The 2,850-nt window shown below is 27.4% G+C and carries 3 protein-coding genes; all 3 read left to right on the top strand.

Annotated features, from left to right (window positions below; all coding sequences use genetic code 11):
* A partial coding sequence (locus Q5F54_RS12540) for a Type 1 glutamine amidotransferase-like domain-containing protein (RefSeq protein ID WP_302334534.1) occupies positions 1 to 668 on the top strand: 668 nt, incomplete at its 5' end.
* A gap of 283 nt (positions 669 to 951) precedes the next feature.
* Positions 952 to 2,316: a rhodanese-like domain-containing protein gene (locus Q5F54_RS12535; RefSeq protein ID WP_331562788.1), complete on the top strand. Its 1,365-nt coding sequence runs from the start codon at positions 952 to 954 to the stop codon at positions 2,314 to 2,316.
* Entirely contained in the window at positions 2,316 to 2,759 is a 444-nt protein-coding gene (locus tag Q5F54_RS12530) for a hypothetical protein (RefSeq protein ID WP_288526432.1), read from the top strand. The genes Q5F54_RS12535 and Q5F54_RS12530 overlap by 1 nt, the downstream gene beginning before the upstream one ends.
* The last annotated feature ends 91 nt before the right edge of the window (positions 2,760 to 2,850 follow it).

The following is a 2,850-nucleotide window of genomic DNA, read 5'->3' as shown; positions in this document are numbered from 1 at the left end:
TGCTTAGTTTAAACAACTTTGATGAAAATTGGTGCTATAGCATATTAAAAAATATAATAAAAGATAATCATAATGTATTAATCATTCCATTTTCGTATGATGATAATTGGCTAAAGGATAAAAATGATTGGAATAGAGCTTTTAGTAGTGAATATGGAACTCATTATAAAGATATAGTCTCACCATTTCTATCTTATGGTATTAATGAAAATAATATTAAATGGATAAATCAATTTGTAGATAGTATAGATTTAATGAAATTAAAAATTAGAAATAGTGATATTTTATTTTTTACAGGTGGTTATCCAGATAAAATGATGGCAAAATTTCAAAAGTATGATTTAGTTCATGAACTTGAAAATTTTAATGGAATTATGATTGGGACTAGTGCTGGTGCAATGGTTCAAATAAGAGAGTACCATATTACTAAAGACTCTGATTATGAGAGATACTCATATTATATAGGATTAAATATAATTAAGGATTTTGATATAGAAGTTCATTTTGAAAATACAGAATTACAAAATATAAGTATATTAAGGTTTATTAGAGAAAAGAAAAAGCCTGTTTACTCAATAACTAATGAGGGTGCAGTTTTAGTTATTGATGGAAAAGCTTATATATTAGGTAATGCTCAAAAATGGGATGTACCAGAGCATTACTACTAAAAAATACCCTGTCGGTAAATACGACAGGGTATTTTTATAATACTTTACTTAAGTTTAAACATCTAATTCTTAATATAATTAATTATATATAATGAGAATATTATAATAAATATAAGAAATACATATAATAATAAAGTTATAATAAGAAAACTAATACACTAAAATAGATAATAGCTATAAATAAAAAATATATTATAGAAAAAATCTATTATACATATATTGAAATTTAAAATATAATTATAAAGTCAAAATGCAATTATATATAAACATAAAGGAGAGTTAAATGATAAAGAAGTTAAGTAAAAAAGCTTCATTACTGTCTGCATTAGTTTTAACTATGGCTCTATTTGCAGGATGCAGTAATGAAAAGGAAAATCAAAAAGTAGCAGATATAGAAGTAAAAACTATAGCTACAAAAGAATTACAAGATAAGTTATCAGATGATTCTTGGGTTGTAGTAGATACTCGTATAAATGATGCTTTTAATGGATGGAAGTTAGATGAAGTTGAAAGAGGAGGGCATATAAAAGGTGCAGTAGATTTTTCAGCTAACTGGCTAACTGTTGATTCTAAGGATAAAGAAAAAACTTTAGATAAGGCATTAGAAACTAAAGGTATAGAAAAAGATAAAAACATAGTGTTATATGACGCAAATGGAAAAGATGCAAAAGAAGTTGCAAATTATTTAAGTGAAAAAGGTTATAGAAACTTATATACATACAATGTAGCTGATTGGGCTAAGGATGAAAGCTTACCAATGGAAAGCTATGAAAATTATGAAATGATAGTACCAGCAACTATAGTTAATGATATTTTAGATGGTAAGAAACCAGAAACATTTGAAAACTCAAAAAATATAAAAATAGTTGAAGCAAGTTGGGGAGAAGAATCAGAAGCATATTCTAAGGGACATGTTCCAACTAGTGTTCATATAAATACAGATACAGTAGAACCACCTCCACAATGGATGTTAGCAAGTGATGAAGAGTTAGCTAAGTTTGCTAATGATTATGGATTTACAAAGGATGATACTGTAATAGTAACAGGTCCTGATGTAATGGCTTCATACAGAGTTGCAGTAGTACTTCGTTACATAGGTATAAATGATGTAAGAGTATTAAATGGTGGAAATAACGCTTGGACAAGTGCTGGATATGAACTTGAAACAAAGAGTAATAAGCCAGTAGCTGGAAATGATTTTGGAGCAACAATACCAGCAAATCCTGATTTAATAGATACACAAGCTGAATTAAAAGAAATGTTAAAAGATTCTAATAATGTATTAGTAGATAACCGTAGTTGGGATGAGTATATAGGTAAAATTAGTGGATATAGCTACCACGACAAAAAAGGACGTATTCCAGGAGCTGTATATGGTTATGCAGGAACTAGTGCTACAACTTTAGAGGACTATAGAAATATAGACAACACTATGAGAAATGCAGCTGAAATAAAAGCTTTATGGAAAGATGCAGGAATTGATACTAATAAGCATTTAATGTTTATGTGTGGTAGTGGATGGAGAGCTGCAGAAGTTTTAACTTATGCTAATGTTATGGGATTTGATAATACTTCATTATACAGTGATGGATGGATTGGATGGAGTAATGATACTTCTAATCCTACAGAAACAGGGGAACCTAAATAATGAAAAATAAGTTATGGGTTAAGATATTATATATATTAACTCTTATAACTCAAGTTGGAATAGTTATAGGAACTTTTGTAGTTGAGTATTTAACTAATAAAAAAGCTGGTGTTATGCATCATGTTTATTATAGAAGATATCAATTTGAAAATGGTATTTTTTCACAAAGCAATATAAATACTCAAAAGAGTATTTTGATTATTTTCATAGCTATATTTTTAGTTTTAGCTATTATGGCATTGAAAAGTAAAAGAAGTAGATTTTTTAAGCTTCAATCTATATTGACTTTATTAATTAGTTTAATATTGTATATAGTTATGAGCAGTAGTTACTTTATAAATATGTTAGCGTATCATTATTTTATTATGGCTTTTGCATTAGTACTTATGATACAGGTTTTAGTATTATTCGTAACTTGGCTTATAGATAAAAAGTTTAAGTAATAAAAATAACCCCGTCAAAAAATAGTAAAATGTACTCTATAGAGTAGACAACTAATAAAAAGGTCTACTCTATAGGGTATTTTTGTATATA

The organism is uncultured Romboutsia sp., assembly GCF_958366745.1.
GTDB lineage: Bacteria > Bacillota > Clostridia > Peptostreptococcales > Peptostreptococcaceae > Romboutsia > Romboutsia timonensis.
The sequence above is the reverse complement of the archived record's forward strand: the minus strand, read 5'-3'. Positions and strand labels throughout refer to the sequence as shown.

Coding starts and splice junctions, on each gene's coding strand:
- Q5F54_RS12530 (WP_288526432.1), top strand. CDS start 2,316: ATGAAAAATAAGTTATGGGTTAAGATATTATATATATTAACTCTTATA.
- Q5F54_RS12535 (WP_331562788.1), top strand. CDS start 952: ATGATAAAGAAGTTAAGTAAAAAAGCTTCATTACTGTCTGCATTAGTT.